General features: G+C 49.6%; 24 protein-coding genes. 9 read left to right on the forward strand and 15 right to left on the reverse strand.

Annotation, left to right across the window (positions count from 1 at the left end; translation table 11 throughout):
* The first annotated feature begins 56 nt into the window (after window positions 1-56).
* The 4 genes from AR688_RS13520 (at window position 57) to AR688_RS13535 (ending at window position 4,008) form a co-directional block, all read left to right on the forward strand.
* Window positions 57-365: a hypothetical protein gene (locus tag AR688_RS13520; protein WP_068234782.1), complete on the forward strand. Its 309-nt coding sequence runs from the start codon at window positions 57-59 to the stop codon at window positions 363-365.
* Window positions 366-449: 84 nt separating this feature from the next.
* Entirely contained in the window at window positions 450-1,163 is a 714-nt protein-coding gene (locus tag AR688_RS13525) for a YjbF family lipoprotein (protein ID WP_156420303.1), read from the forward strand.
* A complete protein-coding gene (locus AR688_RS13530; RefSeq protein WP_068234783.1) occupies window positions 1,160-1,903 on the forward strand; it encodes a capsule biosynthesis GfcC family protein in 744 nt (247 codons plus the stop codon). Before AR688_RS13525 ends, AR688_RS13530 begins: the two co-directional genes overlap by 4 nt.
* Entirely contained in the window at window positions 1,900-4,008 is a 2,109-nt protein-coding gene (locus AR688_RS13535) for a YjbH domain-containing protein (protein WP_082694779.1), read from the forward strand. Before AR688_RS13530 ends, AR688_RS13535 begins: the two co-directional genes overlap by 4 nt.
* 54 nt (window positions 4,009-4,062) lie before the next feature.
* Here the strand turns inward: AR688_RS13535 and AR688_RS13540 are convergent, their stop codons facing one another.
* From AR688_RS13540 to AR688_RS13550, 3 genes are all read right to left on the reverse strand, one after another.
* Window positions 4,063-5,577 carry a diguanylate cyclase domain-containing protein gene (locus AR688_RS13540; protein ID WP_068234784.1) on the reverse strand — a complete coding sequence of 505 codons (1,515 nt, stop codon included), beginning with the start codon at window positions 5,575-5,577 and terminating at the stop codon, window positions 4,063-4,065.
* Window positions 5,578-5,650: 73 nt separating this feature from the next.
* Window positions 5,651-6,667: an MJ1255/VC2487 family glycosyltransferase gene (locus AR688_RS13545; protein WP_068234788.1), complete on the reverse strand. Its 1,017-nt coding sequence runs from the start codon at window positions 6,665-6,667 to the stop codon at window positions 5,651-5,653.
* Window positions 6,668-6,670: 3 nt separating this feature from the next.
* On the reverse strand, window positions 6,671-7,264 hold the full coding sequence (locus AR688_RS13550; protein ID WP_068235889.1) for a thymidine kinase: 594 nt from the start codon (window positions 7,262-7,264) through the stop codon (window positions 6,671-6,673).
* Window positions 7,265-7,405: 141 nt separating this feature from the next.
* On the opposite strand from AR688_RS13550, the gene AR688_RS13555 reads away from it, so the two are divergent.
* The 3 genes from AR688_RS13555 to AR688_RS13565 all read left to right on the forward strand — a co-directional run bounded on the left by AR688_RS13555 (window position 7,406) and on the right by AR688_RS13565 (window position 8,719).
* On the forward strand, window positions 7,406-7,825 hold the full coding sequence (locus tag AR688_RS13555) for an MAPEG family protein (RefSeq protein ID WP_068234789.1): 420 nt from the start codon (window positions 7,406-7,408) through the stop codon (window positions 7,823-7,825).
* A gap of 3 nt (window positions 7,826-7,828) precedes the next feature.
* On the forward strand, window positions 7,829-8,257 hold the full coding sequence (locus AR688_RS13560) for a YqaA family protein (RefSeq protein ID WP_197412226.1): 429 nt from the start codon (window positions 7,829-7,831) through the stop codon (window positions 8,255-8,257).
* A gap of 72 nt (window positions 8,258-8,329) precedes the next feature.
* Complete coding sequence (locus AR688_RS13565) at window positions 8,330-8,719, forward strand: DUF2750 domain-containing protein (protein ID WP_068234792.1); 390 nt, start codon at window positions 8,330-8,332, stop codon at window positions 8,717-8,719.
* Between the two features lie 49 nt (window positions 8,720-8,768).
* Here the strand turns inward: AR688_RS13565 and AR688_RS13570 are convergent, their stop codons facing one another.
* Together AR688_RS13570 and AR688_RS13575 are read right to left on the reverse strand one after the other, a co-directional pair.
* Window positions 8,769-9,758: a 2-hydroxyacid dehydrogenase gene (locus AR688_RS13570; protein ID WP_068234794.1), complete on the reverse strand. Its 990-nt coding sequence runs from the start codon at window positions 9,756-9,758 to the stop codon at window positions 8,769-8,771.
* A 70-nt stretch (window positions 9,759-9,828) separates the two neighbouring features.
* Window positions 9,829-10,308 carry a glutathione peroxidase gene (locus AR688_RS13575; protein ID WP_068234796.1) on the reverse strand — a complete coding sequence of 160 codons (480 nt, stop codon included), beginning with the start codon at window positions 10,306-10,308 and terminating at the stop codon, window positions 9,829-9,831.
* A gap of 86 nt (window positions 10,309-10,394) precedes the next feature.
* Between AR688_RS13575 and AR688_RS13580 the strand changes: the two genes are divergently transcribed.
* Window positions 10,395-11,276, forward strand: coding sequence for an NAD(P)-dependent oxidoreductase (locus tag AR688_RS13580; protein WP_068234799.1), 882 nt, complete (start codon window positions 10,395-10,397; stop codon window positions 11,274-11,276).
* On the opposite strand, the gene AR688_RS13585 is transcribed toward AR688_RS13580, so the two are convergent.
* The 10 genes from AR688_RS13585 to AR688_RS13630 all read right to left on the reverse strand — a co-directional run bounded on the left by AR688_RS13585 (window position 11,265) and on the right by AR688_RS13630 (window position 21,423).
* The gene (locus AR688_RS13585; protein ID WP_197412227.1) at window positions 11,265-11,726 is read right to left on the reverse strand and encodes an RES family NAD+ phosphorylase; all 462 of its coding nucleotides are present in this window, start codon (window positions 11,724-11,726) and stop codon (window positions 11,265-11,267) included. The genes AR688_RS13580 and AR688_RS13585 overlap by 12 nt on opposite strands.
* Complete coding sequence (gene parS / locus AR688_RS13590) at window positions 11,726-12,175, reverse strand: type II RES/Xre toxin-antitoxin system antitoxin (RefSeq protein ID WP_068234806.1); 450 nt, start codon at window positions 12,173-12,175, stop codon at window positions 11,726-11,728. The genes AR688_RS13585 and parS overlap by 1 nt, the downstream gene beginning before the upstream one ends.
* Window positions 12,176-12,291: 116 nt before the next feature.
* Window positions 12,292-12,951, reverse strand: a complete 660-nt coding sequence (locus tag AR688_RS13595) for a CoA transferase subunit B (protein ID WP_068234809.1) — start codon at window positions 12,949-12,951, stop codon at window positions 12,292-12,294.
* 10 nt (window positions 12,952-12,961) lie between these two features.
* Window positions 12,962-13,663: a CoA transferase subunit A gene (locus tag AR688_RS13600; RefSeq protein ID WP_068234812.1), complete on the reverse strand. Its 702-nt coding sequence runs from the start codon at window positions 13,661-13,663 to the stop codon at window positions 12,962-12,964.
* A 241-nt stretch (window positions 13,664-13,904) separates the two neighbouring features.
* Complete coding sequence (locus AR688_RS13605; protein ID WP_068234815.1) at window positions 13,905-14,819, reverse strand: hydroxymethylglutaryl-CoA lyase; 915 nt, start codon at window positions 14,817-14,819, stop codon at window positions 13,905-13,907.
* A complete protein-coding gene (locus tag AR688_RS13610) occupies window positions 14,816-16,801 on the reverse strand; it encodes an acetyl/propionyl/methylcrotonyl-CoA carboxylase subunit alpha (RefSeq protein WP_068234823.1) in 1,986 nt (661 codons plus the stop codon). Before AR688_RS13610 ends, AR688_RS13605 begins: the two co-directional genes overlap by 4 nt.
* The gene (locus AR688_RS13615; protein WP_068234824.1) at window positions 16,801-17,601 is read right to left on the reverse strand and encodes an enoyl-CoA hydratase/isomerase family protein; all 801 of its coding nucleotides are present in this window, start codon (window positions 17,599-17,601) and stop codon (window positions 16,801-16,803) included. The genes AR688_RS13610 and AR688_RS13615 overlap by 1 nt, the downstream gene beginning before the upstream one ends.
* A 202-nt stretch (window positions 17,602-17,803) precedes the next feature.
* On the reverse strand, window positions 17,804-19,411 hold the full coding sequence (locus AR688_RS13620; RefSeq protein WP_068234825.1) for a carboxyl transferase domain-containing protein: 1,608 nt from the start codon (window positions 19,409-19,411) through the stop codon (window positions 17,804-17,806).
* A 392-nt stretch (window positions 19,412-19,803) separates the two neighbouring features.
* The gene (locus tag AR688_RS13625) at window positions 19,804-20,973 is read right to left on the reverse strand and encodes an isovaleryl-CoA dehydrogenase (RefSeq protein ID WP_068234831.1); all 1,170 of its coding nucleotides are present in this window, start codon (window positions 20,971-20,973) and stop codon (window positions 19,804-19,806) included.
* Window positions 20,974-21,012: 39 nt separating this feature from the next.
* A complete protein-coding gene (locus AR688_RS13630; RefSeq protein WP_068234834.1) occupies window positions 21,013-21,423 on the reverse strand; it encodes a MerR family transcriptional regulator in 411 nt (136 codons plus the stop codon).
* 264 nt (window positions 21,424-21,687) lie between these two features.
* On the opposite strand from AR688_RS13630, the gene AR688_RS13635 reads away from it, so the two are divergent.
* On the forward strand, window positions 21,688-22,869 hold the full coding sequence (locus AR688_RS13635) for a thiolase family protein (protein ID WP_068234836.1): 1,182 nt from the start codon (window positions 21,688-21,690) through the stop codon (window positions 22,867-22,869).
* The last annotated feature ends 94 nt before the right edge of the window (window positions 22,870-22,963 follow it).

Consider the following 22,963-nt stretch of genomic DNA (forward strand, 5'->3'; position numbering starts at 1 on the left):
TTTACGTTACTCTTCGCCTAACTGGAAATCCAAATTTGTTTATTGAGGGAATTGCTATGAAAAAATTAATTATTGCTGCTGCGGTAATGGCGTTAAGTGCTGGTGTTAATGCTCAAGATGTTGCTGGTGGTGCTGATGCCAAAGAAGGTACTATTGGTGGTGTCGCTACTACTACTATCGCTGCTGGCGTAGTGGGTGTTGCAGTTGCAGCTGCCGTTATTTCTAATAACCGTGGCACTTCTGTAACTCAGCCTCCAGTGCTGTGTGATGACGGCAGCACACCAGTAAATGGTGTTTGTAATGGTAATACTGTAACTAATACAAGTACTGGCACGGCAACTGTGACAGTAACTTCAACTATGTAAGTTTATTGCTTAAAAAAAGCCGCCTGTAGGCGGCTTTTTTATTGCTGTGGTTTATTTGGTATTTTTATTCAGCGAGCATACACCTTGATAGCATTAATTAAAACGGTCTTTAGTGGTCTTGTGCTGCTAGCCCTTACCGCATGTGCTGGTACTTATCATTCTTATATTGATACCCTTAAACTTGCGTTTGCGGATACCCCAGATGCAGAACTTAGCCTGGCTGAGGTACAGCAGTCACAATACGATTTACTTTATGTAAGGCACGGTGAGCGGGCACAAGCGGTAATGGTGCTAATGCACCTGGAAGCCGGCCAGCATAAATGGGTATCGGCAGATAATGCCATGCTGATAATGGAGCAGGGCCGCCTGGTGCGTACTTTAGGTTTGGAAAATGACTTATTGCACCTGACCAACACTATTAATGACCCGGTTCGCCGTATAGCCTCTATTCGCCCTGATAATACCTGGCTACGCCTGGCAGACTGGCATAACGGTGAATATGGTTATGCACTGCGCTCACGCTTTGAAGTTATACCCGCGCAACAGTTGACGGTTTTTCAGCAACAGCTGAATACCACGCTGGTAGTGGAGCATGTAAAGTATGAAGATAGCGCTAATTACCTGCGCTTTGATGGCAACTGGCAAAACTATTTTTGGTTTGACAGTGAATCTGGCACTTTGATCAAAAGTGAGCAGACATTGTCGCCTTTTCTACAGCCTATAACCATGACGTATGCCAGCCGGATAGCACGGCTGCTGCCAGCGGCAGGTAGCAATAATGCCGGTGGTGCACAATGAAGAACATAAATATGCTTAAACAGTTTATTTTTAGTGCTTTGCTTATTGCGCCGCCAGTGTATGGCGCAGTAACGGTAGAAACTAATGGCAGCCGCTATCAGTTTGATGCCAACCCACGGCTACATGAGGTGCTGGCACCGGTTGCTTTGCAAAGCAACTGGTACTGGCCGGCGGCTGCGTTGTATCAGCTTGACTCTGATGAGCCGGAGCAATTACGCCAGCAGTTGCTAAAGCAAATAGCACAGCTAAAACAGCATAATGCCGCTGACAGTGATTTAGTTATCACATTACAGTCACTGGAGCGCCAGTTGGCATCCTGGCGTTTAGCAAAGCGTATATTGGTGCCAATTGACTATGATTTTGCCAGAATACGGCCAGAGCTTAATCCGCGTTTTGATAATGGTGCTTATTTATTGCAGCTGAAACCGCGCCCAGCCAATGTATATCTGTTTGGCGCTATCGGCTCTGCTATGGCAGTAGCACACCGTGGTGCAACACCGGCGGCTGACTATGTTATTTCAGCGCGGCCAACTGATGCAGCCGATGTTACTGAGCTGATGCTGGTGCAACCAGATGGTAAAGTACAGGTTGCCGGGGCGGCTTACTGGAATCATGCTCATATTGAAGCGATGCCAGGGGCGCAGATTTTTGTTCCGCTGCAAAGCCAGTTGTTTAGTTCACAGTTAGATATATTAAATAAGCGTTTGCTTGAGCTTGCCAGCCACAGGGTGTTGCCATGACTGCCGTACGTATTCCATTTTTACTCTCTTTAATCAGTCTGGCGTTGCAACCCCAGGTCGCCAAAGCCGATAGCAAAGACAGCTGGCAGCAGACGGCGGCAGGAGTGTCGCAAATGGCCCATGGTGGCGTTGGGTTAATTCAAACGCCAACAGCCCGTATGGCGCCAGCTGGTGATCTGTCAATAAACTATACCGATAATGACGAGTATCGTTTATGGTCGGTAAGTATTCAGTTATTTGACTGGATGGAATCCACGGTGCGCTACACTGATGTGCGTACCCAGTTATATAGCCCTTTTCCTGGCTTTAGTGGTGATCAGACGTTAAAAGATAAAGGTATCGACGTTAAGTTTCGCTTGCTGCAAGAGAGTACCTATTTGCCTCAGGTATCAGTTGGTTTTCGGGATTTTGGCGGTACCGGTTTCTTTGAAAGTGAATTTATCAGTTTAAGCAAAAAATGGGGTGACCTTGATTTTCACCTGGGGATGGGCTGGGGCTATTTAGGGAATAGTGGCAATACTAAAAACCCGTTTTGTGAGATAAAAGACAGTTTCTGTAGCAGACCAGGTGGCTATAGCGGGCAGGGCGGTAAAATAGATTATGACCAGTTTTTTAAAGGCCCGGCGGCATTATTTGGCGGTATTGAGTATCAAACGCCGTGGCAGCCGCTGCGCCTAAAACTTGAGTATGAGGGTAATGACTACCAAAACGACAGAGCTGGCGAGCTTGAACAAGATAGCCGCTGGAATATAGGTGCTGTGTATCGCTGGAAAGATTTTAATTTTGATCTGAATTATCAGCGCGGTAATACCCTGGGTTTTGGTGTGCATTACGCGATGAATTTACACAGTATTAGCCAAATTAAAGTTAAGCCAGCACCGCGTATTATTCCTGAGCAGTTAGATGCCAGTAAGCAAATTACCGACCGCGATGCTTTGCCTAAGGCATTGTTTACGGAGGCTGGCTTTATGCTGCGCTCGTCGCAGATGACCGATGATGAGTTTATATTGTATGGCCAGCAGGTATCTTACCGTGACCATGATGAGGCTATTGAGCGGATTAGCCGGATTTTAGCCACAGAGGTACCGGCTAATATTAAAACCTATCGCATAGTAACTTATAATGGCAACCTGCCAATGGTAGAAACGGTGGTAGATGCACAGCAGTTTATTAGTGCTGCCCGCTATGATTCGTTACACAGTGAGGTTAAATCAACTTATGTGCGCCAGCAGCCCGAGCCCCGAACGCTTGGTTTAACCGAGTTGCCGGAGCAAAATGGTTTTTATACCGGTGTTGAAACATTTTGGATCCAAACCTTTGGTAACCCTGAAGCCTTTTATATGTATCAGGGTGGAGTGTTAGCGAATGCCGGTTATAATTTGACCAGTAATTTTAGTATTAACGGCGCCGCCAAAGTAACCTTGCTGGAGAACTTTGATAAATTTAACTATAAAGTCGACGCGCAAAATACACCATTACCCAGGGTACGTACTTATATCCGTGAATATGTAACCCGTAGTACGGTGTCGATGGAAAACCTGTATTTGCAATGGCAGGACCAGATAGCACCGGATATTTATGCCCAGGCTTATGGTGGTTATCTGGAGATGATGTTTGGTGGTGTTGGTGGTGAAGTGTTATACCGCCCGGTAGATTCTAACTTTGCTATTGGTTTTGATGTTAACTATGTACGTCAGCGCTCTTATGAGAATGACCTGGACTTCTTTGACTATAAAACCTTTACCGGCCATGTGAATGTGTACTGGAAGCCTGAGTTTTTACCGGATACCCAGCTGACCTTTAACATAGGCCAGTTTTTGGCAAAAGACCGTGGGGTAAACGTTGATTTTGCCAAGCGCTTTGATAGCGGTATTGTAGTTGGCGCTTATGCGGCCTTTACTAATGTGTCATCGGCTGAGTATGGCGAAGGTAGCTTTACCAAAGGCTTTTATTTATCAATACCCTTTGATTTGTTCTCGCTGCGCCCGGCTACAGGACGTGGGCGCTTGCCTTGGGTACCGATTGCCAGAGATGGTGGCCAGCCACTAAACCGGCCTAATACGTTGATTAACGCCACCGAGCAACGCTCACCATTCTACGACTAAGCCTTGAGGTTTAGCTTGGCAGAAAAAACCAAACGGGAAGCCTGGCTTCCCGTTTTACTGTGTGGCGATAATAAACTGGTTACGCCCGCCGGCTTTGGCTTTATACAACGCCTTGTCGGCGGCGCTGATAAAATCGGCGCTGGTGCTGTGTTTGTTGGGGGTATTGGCGGTAACGCCTATGCTGGCAGTGATAACACTGGCGATATCTGATGCCTGATGCGCAATTGCTAATTCGGCCAATTGTTGCTGTATTTGCTTAGCCATCTGGGTACAGGCTTCGGTATCGCTGCCGGGCAGTATAATAGCAAACTCTTCACCGCCGTAGCGTGCTGCCAGTTCGCCATTGCGGCGTGGTAACTTATCCAGAGCCTGAGCAATGCACTTTAATGCGTCGTCACCGGCCTGATGGCCGTAGTGGTCGTTGTAGAGTTTAAAACGGTCAATATCGAGCAACAGCAGGCCCAGCGGCAGGTTATTGCGGGCACAGCGTTGTAGTTCATTTTGCAGACTGGTATCAAACTGGCGCCGGTTGGCAATGCCGGTAAGGCCATCCTGACTGGCTTGCTTTTGCAGCTCGAGATTAACCTGGAGCAGTTGCTGCTGCATCTGTTGTAATGAGCGGCGGTAACTCACATTTTGTAAGGTGTTGGCGATCATTTCGCCTACTAGTTTCATCCGGCGTAAATCATTGCTGGTCCAGTTACGTTGTCGCGATACCATGTCGCAACCCACAAAACCACTGAGTTTATCGTCATTAAGCATGGCGCAACATAGCACTGACTGAATATCTTCTGCGTTGAACTCGTGCTGTTCGGCAGCAGCTTCTGCCGGCAGGCTGGTGACATCATTAACAGCAAATACCAGATCCTGCTGTATTTTTTGGTAAAAATAAGGCAGCGCCTGCTGTGGAATGTGTTGCAGTTTAGCTTTGTGTGAACTGATGCCACCGCGTACCCATTCATGCGTATTGCTCATTTCAGTTAAATCGGCATTGAATAAAAATACATAGCTGCGATCGGCATGGCAAAACTCGCCTATTGCGGCTAACGCATCTTCAATATGCTGATCGAGCTTGTCGTCTTGCACATTAATCAGCTGGGTTGAGATAAGTGACATCAGTTTGTCAAACGCCAGCGCCTCTTCTATTTCTGCTTGTTCCGGCGGCAATGCAGGTTGCAACGGTACCAAGGTGTTTAAAGCCATAGGTTGCAACGTGACCAGATTAATACTGTGCAGTGTAAACGACAGGGCAATACTGGTGCTTTGCAGTAATAACGGGTTGTCATAGCTGTTCAGCTGGACCACCTGTTGCAACGCCGTGCCGCTTAACGCCAGTAGTAAAGGATTGTGCAGTAAATCAAAGGCTTGTTTGTTATCTGGATTGAGCAACGGCAGTTGCTGCAGTTGCGATATCGATAACACATTTTGCTGCGCAGATAACTGGAACAAGGTTAAAGCGGCCTGGTTAGCAAATACTGCAGCTCTGGTGTTTTCTTTATAAAGTAATGCGGTAGGCAGGGCATCAAGTACTGCCCAAAAATGGGGGAATGTAACGTCTTGTTTTGACATGCCGCACTCACTTTATCGTTATACTTTACTATAACTGATTTGGCGGTATTGGCAAAAATAGCGCGTTAGTGCTTTAACTCCATAGTGTTTTACTCAGCGTATTTACATCGCCCGGTGTGTCTTGCAGCAACCAGTTACAAATAGCGCTGGCAACGTTGGGGTAGTTTACTGTGCCATGCCGCTGCTTTTCGTTTAGCCATTTTGCAATGATGCCGGTACTCAGGCTGTCGGTGCGGCTGGCCAATTTTAACTGTTGTAACGCCAGTGCATTGGATTGTTGCTCCATCTGGCCTCGTAGCGGCTTCACCATAATGTGTTTTTGCAGTTGCAGCGCTTCGCTTATTAGTTCAAAACCGGCGTTACTGAGTACATGGCTGCAACGGGCTAAATCGGCTTTAAAGGCGTGCAGTGCAGGCGGGTGAGTATGTATATGGCCGATAGCCGCTTTAGTCAGCCCGGGGCCATACAGGCAGAACTGGAACTCTGTTAACGGTTTTAGCAGACCAATAACCTGCTGTTGATCTTCAAACGGTAAATATACCAGCACTTTATTGGCTTCTGTATCTGCATTGTGCTCAGCCTCGTCGATAATAGGTGGCAGGATGGGCTGATTAAAATGGTGCCAGTGCAGGCCCAATTGTGTTTGTGCCGGAGCAAAGTGGCGGAACATCAGGTGAGTAACCAGATTGGCATGTTCCATTGGGATTTTATGCAGAAAGGCATACTGATGACCAAGCGCAACGCTACGCTTTTTTTGCTGTTTTGCGGCGTGCGCGGTAATGGGTTCAAAATCAGTCAGGACCAGATCATAACTGCTGCAATCGAGCGTTTTAACATCCTGCCACAGGGTTTGCACCGAAGCCTGGCGCAGTGTTTGCCAGTAATTGACTGTGCCGGCTTGGGTAACAAAGTTTAAGCCACGTTTGACCTGATAATCGCCAAACTGCTGCATATCAAACAGTTGGTCAGCAGGGCGGCCGGAAAACAGATAATCTACCTGTACACCGGCGTTAGCCAGATACTTCCCCATGGCGCGGGCCCGGCTGATATGACCATTTCCTGTTGCCTGCACACCATAGAGAATTTTCATCTGTTATTCCTTTGTTTGATCCTGCCATACCAGCGCTTTAAAGTGCGCGCGGCACATGGATACATAACTTTCATTGCCGCCAATTTGTACTTGCGAGCCTTCGGTTGCCGCCTTGCCATGCTCGTCTAACCGCACCACAAAATTCGCTTTGCGGCCACAATGGCAAATGGTTTTCAGCTCTATCAGTTTATCAGCCCAGGCCAGCAACGCTTCGCTACCGGCAAAGGTTTCGCCTAAAAAGTCGGTACGCAGGCCAAAGGCCAGCACCGGTATATTTAAATCGTCGACCACATCGGTTAGCTGCCTAACCTGAGCTTTGGATAAAAACTGCGCTTCATCTATTAATACGCAGTCTAAACGGCCCTGTGTTTTTAGCTGCTTTACATGACTAACAAAATTAAAGCTGCTATTAAAAATATGTGCATCCATCGCTAGGCCAATGCGCGAGCTTACCTTGCCCAGGCCATAGCGGTTATCCAGTGCGGCGGTGTAAATAGCCACTGTCATGCCTCTTTCCTGATAGTTATATGCACTTTGCAGTAAAGAGGTTGATTTGCCGGCATTCATTGCCGAGTAGTAAAAATATAATTGCGCCATTGCATCACCCAACTAAAAAAGACAACGCAGTATAGCAATATCACTGCCTGAAATATAAAGGCCTGATATGACAGAATTAAGACGCTGGCATCTTTAACCTGGCTGCATTAAGCTCTGAGCAGTTTAAATTTGGAGAATAAAATGGAAAAATTGATATTGCTGCCGGTATTTGTGCAGATATTACTTACCAGTGTAGTGATGGTGTTGATGGGGAAACGCCGTATCCGGGCGGCTAAAAATAAAGAAATTACGGTAGCCGCGTTTAAAACGATGAACCTGACTGGTGCCAATGAGCAGGTAATTGCTACCAGTCGTAACTTTGATAACCAGTTCCAGATGCCAATGCTGTATTTATTCAGCGTGTTATTTACACTGCAGCTTGGGTTTGCTGATCTGGGCTATGCAGTGTTGGGCGCGGCCTTTGTATTGCTGCGGGTAATGCATACGGTGGTGCATATTGGCAGTAATAATGTACGGTTACGCTTTAACATATTTTTACTGGGATGCCTGGCCTTATGGCTGCTTTGGCTGCGTTTAGCCTGGCAGGTGTTGGTAGCCTGATTAATGCTGGCGTATTTCTCGCTGTTTTGTAGCGGCCTGTTGGCCGCTACGTTGTTTCCGGCGTCCAGTGAAGTATTATTGCTGGCCCTGTTACAACAAGGCTATAACCCGCTGTGGTTGTTTATTGCGGCTACTGCCGGTAATACGCTGGGCTCTTGTATTAACTGGTACCTGGGGCTGAAACTGCTGCAGTTTCAACATAAGCGCTGGTTTCCCTTTTCAGCCGCAGCGCTTGATAAAGCGCAACGGCAATTTCAGCGTTTTGGCAGTTGGAGTTTGCTCTTTGCCTGGCTGCCGCTGGTGGGCGACCCTCTGACGTTGATCGCCGGTATGCTGAAGGTACGCTTTGGCCTGTTTTTGTTGTTGGTGTTGTTGGGTAAAGGCGCGCGTTATGCGTTGCTGATTTGGTTTGGTAATGCCTGGCTGGCGTAATTATTAATGGTAAAAGGCCGCATGATCCGTCATCATTAGCGGTATTATTGATTCGCTGAACAGGAACCACTTATGGATTATCAATTAACGGCTGAAGAGCTTAAACGCATCACCGCATTAGATGCAGAGCAGCGTTACACTTATTTTATTCAGGCTGTTGCTGATCTGGAAAAAATCTGGATTTTAACCGATGAAGACGGTTTTGTACTGGTAAGCGCAGAAGATGAGCGTTGTATTCCGGTATGGCCACATGCCGAACTTGCTGAGCAGTGGATTGAAGGTGAGTGGGCGCATTGTTCTGCCCAGGCTGTTGATGTAGACACCTGGCTGGATAAATGGACGTCTGGCTTAAACGGCGACGAGCTGGCTATCGCCGTGCTGCCTGATACTGATGGCCCGGGCGTGGTGGTAATGCCAGACGAGCTGGCAGAAACCCTGTTAAGTGAAATGCAGGAAGATTAAGGCATTTAGTGTCAAAGCCTTGTAAAAGAAGCAGCCGTTGTGCTGCTTTTTAGTTTATAAGCTCGTTGCCGGTAGCGGTATTACTGGCAAATGCCAGTAAATTGTCGCTGGTTACCTGGCAAATTTCCTGTAATGCTTCTTTGGTGAAAAACGCCTGATGGCCGGTTATTAGTACATTTGGGAACGTAAGCAAACGTTTAAATACGTCATCGTCTATCACTTGCTCTGACAGGTTTTCAAAGAATAAGTCGGCTTCCTGCTCGTAAACATCTAAACCCAGATAGCCAATTTTTCGGTTTTTCAATCCGGCTATCACTGCTTTGCTATCAATTAATGCACCACGGCTGGTGTTAATCAGCATTACACCATCTTTCATGCTACCAATACTGTAGTGGTTAATAATATGCTTTGTATCGGGTGTAAGCGGGCAGTGCAGGCTGATAATGTCGCTTTGGGCATACAGCTCGGCCAGTGGTACATAGCGCCCGCCCAGCTCTGCAATATGTGGGTTTTGTGCAATATCATGGCAGAGTAACTGGCAACCAAAGCCGCGTAGGATCCGCGCTGTGGCAAGGCCAATACGGCCGGTACCAATTAACCCGACGGTTTTGCCAAACAGATTAAAACCCAGCAGGCCGTCCAGCGCAAAGTTGTCATCACGTACCCGGTTATAGGCTTTATGCAGTTTGCGGTTTAAGCACAGCATCATACCGATAGTATGTTCAGCCACCGCCTCAGGAGAATACGCCGGTACCCGTGACACCCTAATGCCAAGCACTTTGGCTGCGTCCAGATCGACATTGTTAAAACCGGCGCAGCGTAGCGCTATCATCTCAATACCGAGCTCTGATAACTGCTGTAATACTTCAGCATTAAGTTCGTCATTTACAAAAGCGCACACTGCATGGCTGCCTGCAGCCAGCTTTACGCTGTCTTTATTTAGTCTGGTTTCGTGGTAGCTAAACTGCAAACTGCTGTCAGCCCACTGGCTGAAGCCGTCTCTGTCATATTTTTTCGCGCTGAATACGGCAACTTTCATGGTATCTCTCCCATTATTTGCCATAGAGCTTAGCGCAAATACCAGCGCTATATTTAGCGCTGGATCAAAGTTACAGCAAATCTTCTATCGAAGCGGCAATACTGGCAGGTTTGGTGCGCGGGGCATAACGTTTAACTACATCACCCTGTTTATTTATCAGAAATTTGGTGAAATTCCATTTAATCGCCCGTGTTTTCATCAGGCCACGGGCTGAATCTTTTAAGTGCTCAAATAACGGTGATGCATCCGGGCCGTTAACTGCCAGCTTCGCCATAACCGGAAAGCTGACGCCGTAATTCAGCTGACAAAACTGCTGAATTTCATTATCAGAGCCTGGCTCCTGGCCTCCAAATTGATTACAGGGAAATGCCAGTATAACCAGGCCTTTATCCTTGTATTTCTGATGCAGCTGTTCCAGTTCTTTATACTGGGAGGTAAAGCCGCATTGGCTGGCTGTGTTTACCACCAGCAATACCTTGCCACGATACTGGCTCAGGTCAATTTCGTTGCCGCTGGCATCTTTTACCTTGTACTGGTGCACATTTGCCATGCTGTTTCCTTATTTAAGTGCTTTCAATCGAGCGGAGATCTTTGTAAGCTTTGCGCCACAGTATGTCACAGTTTTAAGTCATTAATATGTCAATTAATAGTGAGAACAAAGTCGCTTTTATCGGTCTGGGTGTGATGGGTTACCCGATGGCTGGCTACCTGCAACAAAATGGTTATCAGGTCACCGTGTATAACCGCACTGCAGCTAAAGCACAAAAGTGGGTTGCACAGTATGGCGGTGCTTATGCTGATACGCCGGCTAAAGCCGCACAGGGCGCAGCGCTGGTGTTTATGTGCGTGGGTAATGATAACGATGTTCGCTCAGTGGTGTATGGCGAGCATGGCGTTTTAGCCGGTATGGCTGCAGGCGCGGTGCTGGTTGACCATACTACGGCGTCGGCGAATCTGGCCCGCGAACTGGCACTGGCTGCAAAGCAGCACGGCATTGGCTTTTTAGATGCGCCAGTATCAGGTGGCCAGGCCGGCGCCGAAAAAGGTGTGCTAACGGTAATGATTGGCGGTGAAAGCGACGATTTTGCTAAAGCCGAAGCGGCAATTAAATGTTATTCGCGCTGCGCTAAACTGCTGGGCCCGGCAGGCTCTGGCCAATTAGCGAAAATGGTAAACCAGATTTGTATCGCCGGTGTAGTGCAGGGTTTGGCCGAAGCGCTGAACTTTGCGCAGAATGCCGGTTTAGATGCCGCAGCTGTGGTAGAGGTGATCTCACAAGGTGCAGCATCTTCCTGGCAGATGCAGAACCGCTCGTTGACCATGCTCGAAGGTAAATACGATTTTGGTTTTGCGGTAGATTGGATGCGCAAAGACTTAGGCATAGCACTGACAGAAGCACGCGAAAATGGCAGCCATTTGCCGCTAACGGCATTAGTGGACCAGTTCTACAGCGAAGTACAACAAATGGGCGGCAACCGTTGGGATACCTCCAGCTTGCTGGCGCGGTTAAAGCGTTAAGCGTGGGTCTGGCATAAAATCCAGTTCGGTAATTGTTGCCAGACACTCGTTAAAGTGCGAATGCTGTGGATTAAGTAATATATTGTGTTCGCGCGGTGCAATAACACTGGGTACAGATAACGCCAGGCTGGCTTGTTGTGCCAGCCAGCTATCGCCAATACGTGCGGTGTCAATGCTGGCTGGTTGCTGTTGCCAGCTAAGTGGCAGATTCGCCGGATTGACCGATAATACTGCTTCGGCGGCAATAGTTAATTGAAATAGTTTGTACTGTTTAAGTGCTGTGCGGTTATTTAAATGTACCAGAATCTCCAGTATGGCCAGGGCTTCAGAGCCTGCAGTATAGACACACAGCTGACCTTTGCTGTTCCAGCGTCCGCCATAAAGTTTTGCTCCTTCGCCGTCAAATGCTTGTGCAGCCCATTTGTGGTGCACTAAGCGATACAACTGCATCAGGCAAACACACCGTGTTCTAAGCGGCCAATTAAATCCAGTATCGCCTGCGTTTCAGCAGAGGTTGCCAGCATATCCAGCGGCGCTTTGTCGCCAAGGCCGTATACCGGCTCAGTAAGCCAACGTTTGGTTGCTACCATATCTTTATCGAACAGGGCATTGGCAGCTACCAGCACGGTAGCAAAACGATGTAGTCTGTCGCTTTCTTCCTGCGTAAATTTACCCAGCTTTGCCCGTCGGGCTAATGTAGCTGGCGCTAACTGACATACTTGTGCCAACTGTTTTTTATCTAACATGGATACCAGAGACAGCTTATCAAATACGCTGTAGCTAAATCCTTCATGCAGCGCCTGATATAATTTAGGTCCACGCTCAGCAATACCCAACTGTTGCCACAAATTGGGTGCGGCATAAAGTGTGGGGATAAACTCACGTACTAAGGCTGTCATGACGCACCTTTTATCAATTGATATTGATTGAGGTTATCATATGATTTTGGTGTGGTCAAAAAAAGAGCGCTAAGACCATCACAATCTTAGTGCCCTTAAGAGATTAAAGCGGCAACTTAGTTAAACGCCATCTCCGGTATATCGCCTTCAACAACCAGCTTGCCGGCGGTTTTTTGCTTAATTTCGTCTACCGAAATACCCGGAGCACGCTCCAGTAAATGGAATGCGCCATTGCGTACTTCCAGTACGGCTAAATCGGTAACGATTTTCTTCACACAGCCCACACCGGTCAGGGGCAGGGTGCAGTCGGTTAGCAGCTTGCTATTGCCGTATTTGTCGGCGTGAGTCATGGTCACAACAATGTTCTGTGCGCCGGCGACTAAATCCATCGCGCCGCCCATGCCTTTTACCAGTTTGCCCGGGATCATCCAACTGGCGATATTGCCGTTTTGATCCACTTCAAAGGCGCCCAGCACAGTTAAATCGACATGACCGCCGCGGATCATGGCAAAGCTTTCCGCCGAGCTGAAAATAGCTGCGCCTTTAATGGCGGTAACGGTTTCTTTACCGGCGTTAATCATATCGGCGTCAATTTCGTCTTCTGTCGGGTAGGGGCCCATACCCAGCAGGCCGTTTTCTGATTGCAGCATGACTTCAATGCCGGCCGGCACATAGTTAGCCACCAAGGTTGGAATACCGATACCTAAGTTAACGTAGTAACCGTCTTGCAGCTCTTGCGCCACGCGCATGGCAACCTGTTCACGAGATAAAGCCATTGTTGCCTCCTTAACCTTGACGGACCATACGACGTTCAATGCGTTTTTCAAAGTTGCCTTTAATTACGCGTTGCACATAAATACCCGGGGTGTGAATTTGTGATGGTTCCAGCTCACCCGGCTCGACAATTTCTTCTACTTCAGCCACGGTGATTTTACCGGCAGTTGCCGCCATCGGGTTGAAGTTCATTGAGGTGTGGCGAAACACCAGGTTGCCATAACGGTCAGCTTTCCAGGCGCGCACTATGGCGAAGTCACCGGTAATCGCTGGTTCCAGTACATAATTACGGCCATTAATTTCGCGGGTTTCTTTGCCTTCAGCCACCGGCGTACCGTAGCCGGTGGCAGTGAAAAACGCCGGGATACCAGCACCGCCAGCACGCATTTTCTCGGCCAAAGTGCCTTGTGGTGTCAGTTCCACTTCCAGCTCGCCGCTGAGCAGTTGTTTTTCAAACAGGGCGTTTTCACCCACGTAAGAGGCAACCATTTTTTTAATTTGCCGATCTTCCAGCAAAATGCCCAGGCCAAAGCCGTCAACACCGCAGTTGTTCGATACCACGGTGAGATCTTTGGTTTTCATTTTTTTGATCTGAGCAATTAAGCCCTCTGGTATGCCGCATAAGCCAAAGCCACCGGCAATAACGGTCATGCCGTCCTGCAGGTCTGCCATGGCGTCTTCGTAGCTATGTACGACTTTATTAAACCCTGCCATTTGTTGTCCTCTGTTCTTGACTGAACTATCTGTTGCGAACTGCTCTTCGACTGCGCGGCTGATGAAAAAATCACATCCGCATCCGCTGGCATCAGTGCCGAGGTAAGCGCGTAGTACACTTTGACCGGAACCGTGTTTTTCATGGATGAAAAACAGGAGCCTACAGGGACGTATTTACGGCGTGTTCCGGCAAAGTAGTACGAAGTGATTACCGTGTTCGAAGAACCTTATTTGTTGTTAACTAACTACCAGTTTGCGTGCACTTGGCCCTTAGCGCCAATCCTACTTTAGAACTAGGCTGCTTCCCCAGCTTGTCGGTAATAAACCAGCCAGCTTTGGCCAGCGCAGTTAAATCGATACCGTGTGAAATACCAAGACCGTTCAGCAAATACACCACATCTTCAGTGGCAACATTGCCTGACGCACCGGCAGCGTAAGGGCAGCCGCCTAAACCGGCCACAGCGCTGTCAATAACACTGATGCCGCGGTTTAGCGCCACGTAAATATTGGTTAACGCCTGGCCGTAAGTGTCGTGAAAATGCACTGCCAGTTTATCTACTGGCACCATGCTCAGCACCGCATCCAGCATCGCATTAACTTTATCCGGCGTGCCAACGCCGATGGTATCGCCCAGTGAAATTTCGTAGCAGCCCATCTCCAGCAGCGCTTTAGCCACCAGTGCCACCTCGGTGGGGGCAACATCGCCCTGATACGGGCAACCGACTACGCAAGACACATAGCCACGCACTTTAATGCCGTCGGCTTTGGCCGCTTCTACCACAGGCGCAAAACGTTCCAGGCTTTCCGCTATGCTGCAGTTAATGTTTTTCTGGCTAAAAGCTTCTGACGCCGCGCCAAAAATGGCTACTTCAGTGGCACCGGCGGCTTTGGCGGCTTCATAGCCTTTTAAATTTGGCGTCAGCGCAGCGTAGGTAACCCCGGTTTTACGCTGGATACCGGCAAATACCTCGCCTGAGTCCGCCATTTGCGGCACCCATTTAGGGGATACAAAGGCGCCGCTTTCAATGTAGCTATGGCCGGCTGCGGTTAGCATATCAATCAGGGCGATTTTATCTTCTGTGGCTACCGCAGCTTCGTTTTGCAGGCCATCGCGTGGGCCTACTTCAACAAGGCGTACACTTTTTGGTAAGCTCATGCTTCCTCCGGGCTAAAATCAACCAGCTCGGCGCCGTCTTTTACCAGATCGCCGGCGGCGTAAAATACTTCATTTATCACACCGTTTTTCGGCGCTTTAATGCTGTATTCCATTTTCATCGCTTCCATTATCACCAGAGTATCACCGGCATTAACAGTGCTGCCGGCTTTGGCCATGACCGCAACGATAGTGCCGTTCATCGGTGCCGTTAAGCTGCCGGCGTGATCTGTGCCTTCCACTTCAGTGGTCACTTCAGTCTGGTAGATAAAGTCATAACGCTGATGTTTAATAAATACACTGATGGTGTCTGCATAGCGACTTACCCGCACCTTGGTGCGATGATCGCCCAATACCGCGCTTAGCTCATCGCCATTTAGCTCTGCTGTGCAGCAAAGCTGCTGGCCTTCAACATCAACCACATAATGCTGCTGCAGTTGCTGCACTTTTAACAGCGTTTTATGCTCGCCGTGTTGCAAGGCAATTTCGACAGTCGGTGTCTCGTTCATCCGCCAGCCATGGCTGAACTGCCACGGACTGAAGCTGTTGCACGAAGTTTGTGGCGCTTTTTGTTGCTGCAATATATAAAGTGCTGCCAGCACCAGCGCTTGATTATTTTCTTTGTTGGCAGGTGCAAACAGCGTGTGCTGGTGCTGATTAATAAAGTTAGTATCAAGCTCAGCCGCTTTAAACGCCGGATGCTCGGTGAGGCTGGTTAAAAAGCCTAAGTTGGTGGTGACACCGGCAATACGGTAATCGTCCAGTGCACGTAACATACGGGCGATGGCGCGGTCGCGGCTTTCATCCCAGACGATTAGCTTGGCTATCATCGGATCGTAGAAGGGGGACACTTCATCGTTTTCCACCACGCCGGTATCCACCCGCACATGGCGGTTGGCTTCAGGTTGGCGCAGATAGGTTAGTTTACCGGTTTGTGGCAGGAAGTCGTTATCGGGGTCTTCGGCATATACCCGCACTTCTATCGCGTGACCATCCAGCTGAATATCATCCTGCGCCAGTGGCAGTTTTTCCCCAGCGGCAACCAGCAGCTGCCATTTAACTAAGTCCTGGCCGGTGATCATCTCGGTAACCGGGTGTTCTACCTGCAGCCGGGTGTTCATTTCCATAAAGTAGAACGAGCCGTCTTCGTCGAACAAAAACTCCACCGTACCGGCGCCACGATAATCAATGGCTTTAGCAGCTTTCACTGCCGCTTCGCCCATAGCTTTGCGCTGCTCGCTGCTGAAATTCGGTGCCGGCGCTTCTTCAATCACTTTTTGGTGGCGGCGCTGTATCGAGCAGTCGCGCTCTGCCAAATACACGGCATTGCCATGGTTGTCGGCAAATACCTGAATTTCAATATGGCGTGGCTTGGTCAGGTAGCGCTCAATCAGCATTTTATCATTGCCAAAACCGGCTTTGGCTTCACGCCGCGCGCTGGCTAAGGCATCAGCAAATTCTGCTTTTTTCCACACCACGCGCATGCCTTTACCTCCACCACCGTAGGCAGCTTTTAGCAGTTGCGGGTAGCCGATACGCTCTGATTCTTTACTTAGCAGCGCATCGCTTTGATCATCGCCATGATAACCGGGTACCAGCGGTACACCGGCTTTGGCCATAATGTCTTTGGCGGCGCTTTTCGAGCCCATAGCAGTAATAGCACCGACCGGCGGGCCGATAAACACCACGCCGGCTTCATCACAGGCTTTGGCAAAGCTCTCGTTTTCCGATAAAAAGCCGTAGCCCGGGTGGATTGCTTGGGCACCGCTTTGTTTGGCGATAGCGATAATTTTATCTGCGCGCAGGTAAGAGTCTTTACTCGGTGCAGGGCCCAACAAATAAGCTTCATCGGCCATGCGCACATGGCGTGCATTGGCATCGGCTTCAGAATACACCGCAACGCAGCGGATGCCGAGTTTATGCGCGGTGTCGATAACGCGACAGGCAATTTCGCCGCGGTTAGCTATTAATATTTTGCGAAACATTATGCGTCTTCCTTGCCCAGCCAGGCCGGTTTACGTTTTTCTAAGAATGCAGTTAAGCCTTCCTGACCTTCCGGTGATACCCGAATTTCGGCAATCGCTTGCTCGGTATGGGCTATTACGTTATTGCTGATCTTGCGGTTATAAATATTATGGATCAGCGATTTCGCAGCAGTTAACGCAGCCGGGCTGTTTTGCAGTAGGGTATTGATAAGGGTTTCAGCGCTGTCGGCTAATTCACCTTCACTAACCACTTCATGCAGCAGGCCCAGATGTTTTGCTTTCGGCGCCATAAAGCGCTCGGCGGTTAAGAAATAACGCCGGCTTTCACGCTCGCCAATGGCGCGCATTACATAGGGGCTGATTACCGCAGGAATAAGGCCAATACGTACTTCGCTTAAGCAAAAGCTGGCGTTCTCTTCGGCAATGGCGATATCGCAGCAGGCGACTAAGCCTAAAGCACCGCCAAAGGCTGCGCCTTTTATCAGGGCAATAGTGGGTTTGGGGAATTTATCCAGCCGGTGCAGTAAGGTAGCCAGTTCGCTGGCGTCTGCCAGATTCTGGTTGTAGTCTTTTTGCGCCATAGAGCGCATCCAGTTTAAATCGGCACCGGCAGAGAAGTTTTTGCCGTTGGCGGTAAGCACCAGCAAACGCACTTTGTCGTTATTGGCTAAATCGCGCAGTACGGCGATAAGCTCGGCTATCATCGCATCGTCAAAGGCGTTATGCACTTCGGGGCGGTTTAGCGTTAGGGTGGCTACGCCGCGCGGGTCGATACTGACTTCTGTGTAAACCTGGTTCATTTTCTCTCCGAAAGTTTTTACTCTCTGTTCAATGAAAGTGTTTAGTCAACCGGCAATCACTCCGCACAACTTTGCCAGAACACGCCGTAAATACCTCCCTGTAGGCTCCTGTTTTTCATCCATGAAAAACACGGTTCTGGTCAAAGTGTGCTGCGCGCTTGCCTCTACAGTTGAACCAGCAAGTGCGTGTTTATACTCAAAATCACATCCGAAACACGCCAAAACGGCTTTCTTCAATCGGTGCATTTAACGCGGCAGCTAATGCCAGCCCCACTGTCATCCGCGTTTGGGCCGGATCGATAATACCGTCATCCCACAACCGGCCACTGGCGTAGTACGGATGGCCTTGTTTTTCATACTGCTCAATAATCGGCTGTTTCAGTGCTTTTTCGGCATCTGCCGACAGAGTTTCACCTTTACGCGCCAAGCCATCTTTGGTCACCTGCGCCATAACACCGGCAGCTTGCTCGCCACCCATTACCGAAATACGGGCATTGGGCCACATCCACATCATGGTCGGGTCATAGGCGCGGCCACACATGCCGTAGTTGCCGGCGCCGTAGCTGCCGCCAATCAGCACGGTAAATTTCGGCACCTTGGCACAGCTTACCGCCATCACCATTTTGGCGCCGTGCTTGGCAATGCCTTCAGCTTCGTATTTTTTACCCACCATAAAACCGGTAATATTTTGCAAAAACAGCAGCGGAATTTTGCGCTGGGCACACAGCTCAATAAAGTGTGCGCCTTTTTGCGCAGATTCAGAAAACAGAATGCCGTTGTTGGCGACAATGCCCACCGGATAGCCGAAGATGCGCGCAAAGCCGCAGACTAAGGTCGCGCCGTAGTATTGTTTAAATTCATCAAAATCTGAGCCATCGACAATACGGGCGATCACTTCTTTTACATCAAACGGCTTGCGCAGGTCTGTGCCTACAACACCGTACAGCTCTTTGGCATCGTACAGCGGCTCTTGTGGGGCTTTTACGTCCATCGCTTGCGGGGCAGGGCGGTTTAAGCGGCTTACCGCATTGCGTGCCAGTTGCAGCGCATGCTCGTCGTTTAACGCATAATGGTCGGCCACGCCGGAGATTTTACAGTGCACATCGGCACCACCCAGCTCTTCAGCGGAAACTTCTTCACCGGTGGCGGCTTTAACCAGCGGCGGGCCGGCTAAAAAGATAGTGCCTTGCTCTTTAACGATAATGCTTTCATCGGCCATCGCCGGCACATAGGCGCCGCCGGCAGTACACAGACCCATTACCACGGCAATTTGCGGAATGCCTTTGGCTGACATATTGGCCTGGTTAAAGAAGATACGGCCAAAGTGCAGTTTGTCGGGGAATACATCATCCTGGCGGGGCAGGTTGGCACCACCGGAGTCGACCAGATAAATACACGGCAGGTGGCAACGCTCGGCTATTTCCTGTGCGCGCAGGTGTTTTTTCACCGTTAGCGGGTAGTAGGTGCCACCTTTTACCGTGGCATCGTTGGCGACAATCATGCACTCGACACCGCTAACGCGGCCGATACCGGCTACCACACCGGCGCTGGGTACGTAGTCTTCGTAGCATTCCCAACCGGCAAACTGACCGACTTCTAAAAACGGTGAGCCCGGGTCGAGTAATTTTTGGATACGGTCACGCACAAAGAGTTTACCACGGGCGGTATGGCGGGAAATTAAGGCTTCGCCACCACCGAGTTTAATTTGCTGTACTTTGCTGTTCAGATCATCGACCACGGCCTGCATGGCGGCGGCGTTTTTCTGAAAGTCCTCAGAGCGAGGGTTTATTTTGGAGGTAATTCTGGTCACTTAAGTCACCTTATACCAGAGCTGGTTAGACAAAGCGGAACCGGAACAACTAAGCAGACGATCAAGAGCGAGGATGGGAGATCCGAGCGGGTCTGCGTGTTGTTACGGTGGAAGCTTTGGCCTGCACCGGACTTAGATTCACGGCTTCGCTGCTTTCACACATTTAACACACTCGCCCGTTCGCCGCTCCCCGGCTCACTTTTGATCGCTCGTTTAGTCAAATCTGTTACGCGCTTCGCCTCGTTCAACTTTCTATTTAGTTACGGCTATTTTGGCGGTGCGGAACCGGAACAACTAAGCAGACGATCAAGAGCGAATTTGGGAGAAATTCGTGGGTCTGCGTGTTGTTACGGTGGAAGCAGCCGCTTCCACCCGAGTTTCGCCTTTAAACCTTAGTTAGATTCGGTAAACAATTCCCGGCCAATCAGCATTCGGCGGATTTCCGAGGTGCCGGCACCAATTTCGTACAACTTGGCATCGCGCAGTAAGCGCCCGGTAGGGTACTCGTTAATGTAGCCATTACCACCCAGCAACTGAATGGCATCCAGCGCCATCTTGGTCGCCAGCTCTGCTGAGTACAGAATAACCGCTGCCGCATCTTTACGTGTGGTTTCACCACGATCACAGGCTTTCGCTACTGTGTAAACGTAAGATTTTGCTGCATTCATTTGGGTGTACATATCAGCCAGTTTGCCCTGTACCAGCTGGAATTCACCAATCGCCTGGCCAAACTGTTTACGGTCGTGAATATACGGCACTACCACGTCCATACAGGCCTGCATAATGCCCAGCGGGCCGGCTGCCAGTACTACACGCTCATAGTCCAGGCCACTCATTAATACTTTAACGCCACCGCCAACCTGGCCCAGTACGTTCTCTTCCGGTACTTCGCAATCTGCAAACACGAGTTCACAAGTGTTAGAACCGCGCATGCCCAGTTTGTCCAGCTTCTGTGCTGTGCTAAAGCCTTTAGTGCCGCGTTCAACAATAAAGGCCGTAATACCCTTAGAGCCGGCGTTAATATCGGTTTTAGCGTAAATCACATAAGTGTGCGCATCAGGGCCGTTGGTGATCCACATTTTATTGCCGTTTAAAATGTATTTATCGCCTTGCTTCTCTGCGCGCAGCTTCATGCTGACTACATCTGAACCAGCGTTCGGCTCACTCATCGCCAGCGCACCGATATGCTCGCCAGAGCACAGTTTTGGCAGATATTTCAGCTTCTGTGCTTCAGTGCCGTTGCGGAAAATCTGGTTTACACACAGGTTTGAATGCGCACCGTACGACAAGCCAACAGAGGCTGACGCGCGGCTGATTTCTTCCAGTGCTACTACGTGCTCTAAATAGCCTAAGCCTGAGCCGCCGTATTTTTCATCTACGGTAATACCCAGCAGGCCCAAGTCACCGAATTTGCGCCATAACTCATTCGGGAACTCGTTTTTCTCGTCAATATGGGCAGCGCGCGGCGCGATTTCTTCGCGGGCGAAGGCGTTAACCTGCTCACGAATCATATCTACCGTTTCGCCTAAATCGAAATTAAGCCCTTTATAACTACTAATCATGTTGATCCCCGTTTGCTATGTCTTTTAACCGGCGCTGTATTAATTCAGGCCAGTTTTATGTTGTTTGGCGTCGGCTAAGGTGTCGCGGCAACGTTTCTCTACTGTTACCAGCTCCATCAGCACAACTTTGATATCGTCCAATTGCTGGTGCAGCTCGGCTTTTTTCAGCTCTATCAGCTTCAGCATGGTATTTAATTGGGTGACGCTGCTTTTATCTGCGTCGTACAGTTCAAACAGCTGGCCGGTTTCGGCCAGGCTAAAACCGAGGCGTTTGCCGCGTAATATCAGCTTTAACCGTACCCGGTCGCGCTTGCTGTAAATGCGGGTTTGGCCGTTACGTAAAGGCGTGATCAGCCCCTGATCTTCATAAAAGCGGATACTACGGGTGGTAATATCAAACTCTTTGGCCAGTTCGCTGATGCTATATGTTTTTTCTTCTTTTTCTGTCATAACCGCCTTCCCCGAAAACGCAGTCAATATAAGTGAAGTTTACGTAAAGGTAAAGCTGGTGACTTGGCGCCAAGTTGGCAAAACGGCCATTTTTGCCGTGTTTGTAAAGCTAAAATGCCAGTTTGTACTGGTCAGACTGTACACTTTGCTGAACCAAAAGCGGTGCACACTACCATAGTGTTAGGTGGTTGACGTTGGCGTAAACGTAAATTTGGTGTAGGCTCTGGAACAACTTTTTAGCCGACAGCTTTTTTGGAGATCTTTATGGCTACCGACAATATTGTAATCGTTGCTGCTACACGCACCGCTATGGGCGGCTTTATGGGCGGGTTAACCGACGTTGATGCGACAGTGCTGGGTGCCACGGCGATTAAAGCTGCATTGGAGCAGGCTGGTATCGGTGGTGATAAGGTCAGTGAAGTGATTATGGGCAACGTGCTACCGGCCGGTTTAGGCCAGGCCCCGGCACGCCAGGCCACATTAAAAGCCGGCTTACCGCTAAGTGCCGGCGCCACCACCATTAATAAAGTTTGCGGCTCAGGCTTAAAGGCGGTAATGCTGGCAAGCGATTTATTAAAGGCCGGTAGCGCCGATGTAGTGGTAGCCGGTGGTATGGAGTCGATGAGCAACGCACCTTACCTGCTGCCAAAAGCTCGTAGCGGTTACCGCATGGGCCACGGCGAAATTAAAGATCATATGATGTTAGACGGCCTTGAAAACGCCTACGACGGTAAAGCCATGGGCTGTTTTGCGCAGGGGACAGCCGATGAGAAAGGCATCAGCCGTGAGCAGATGGACGCCTTCGCGGTGCAATCCACCACCCGTGCGCAGCAGGCGATTGCCAGCGGTGCGTTTAAAAACGAAATTACTCCGGTAACTTTTCAAACCCGTAAAGGTGAAATGACCTTTGCGGTAGATGAGCAACCGGGCAATGCCAAAATCGACAAAATTCCAACTCTGCGCCCGGCTTTTGCCAAAGACGGCACCATTACTGCGGCTAACTCCAGCTCTATTTCAGACGGCGCTGCAGCGCTGGTGTTAATGCGTGAGTCTGATGCCAAAGCACAGGGTGCTAAGCCTTTAGCGCGCGTAGTGGCGCATGCAACCAACTCGATGGAACCTGCGCTGTTTACTGTAGCGCCGGTTGGCGCGATGCAAAAAGTGCTGCAAAAAGCCGGTTGGGACAAAGAACAAGTCGACCTGTGGGAAATTAACGAAGCCTTTGCCATGGTAACCATGCTGGCGATTAACGAGCTGGGCCTGGATGAGAGCAAAGTAAACGTAAACGGCGGCGCCTGTGCGCTGGGCCATCCTATCGGAGCTTCAGGCGCGCGTATTCTGGTTACCCTTATTCATGCGCTGCGCAACCGCGGTTTAAGCAAAGGCGTAGCCTCACTGTGTATCGGTGGCGGTGAAGCTGTGGCTTTAGCTGTGGAAATTTTATAGGAAGCTCCGGTTCCGCGTTGTCTGGATGGTGTAGTGAACACGGTCCAGTGCAGCGTAAGGGGAACTAATTAGCGAGTGATCAAAAGTGAGGCTG

Origin of the sequence: Rheinheimera sp. EpRS3 (genome assembly GCF_001513785.1) — a bacterium.
In the GTDB taxonomy this organism is placed as follows: Bacteria; Pseudomonadota; Gammaproteobacteria; order Enterobacterales; family Alteromonadaceae; genus Alishewanella.